General features: G+C 57.5%; 1 pseudogene. It reads right to left on the bottom strand.

Annotated elements, in window-relative coordinates:
* Window positions 1-374 (bottom strand): annotated as a pseudogene (locus PL597_RS26200) (translational GTPase TypA); the annotation flags it as partial.

The following is a 374-nucleotide window of genomic DNA, read 5'->3' as shown; positions in this document are numbered from 1 at the left end:
TTACAGCAGACCGGTACCGGAGGTCATGGTCATGAACTCTGAACGGAAGCCGATCAGACCGCGGCTTGGGATCACGTAGTCGAGACGGACGCGGCCTTTACCGGCCGGATTCATGTTTTTCAGGTCGCCTTTACGCTCGCCCAGCGCCTGCATGACAGAACCCTGGTGCTGCTCTTCGACGTCCAGCGTCACGTTCTCGAACGGCTCTTGTTTACGGCCGTCGATTTCGCGGAAGATAACTTTCGGACGGGAAACCGCCATCTCGAAACCTTCACGACGCATGTTTTCAATCAGAACGGACAGGTGCAGTTCACCACGGCCGGAAACGCGGAACGCATCAGCGTCTTCGGTTTCTTCAACGCGCAGCGCCACGT

Origin of the sequence: Agrobacterium sp. ST15.13.013 (genome assembly GCF_027956525.1) — a bacterium.
Classification (GTDB): Bacteria; Pseudomonadota; Alphaproteobacteria; order Rhizobiales; family Rhizobiaceae; genus Agrobacterium; species Agrobacterium salinitolerans.
This window is presented reverse-complemented; position numbering and strand designations above follow the sequence as displayed.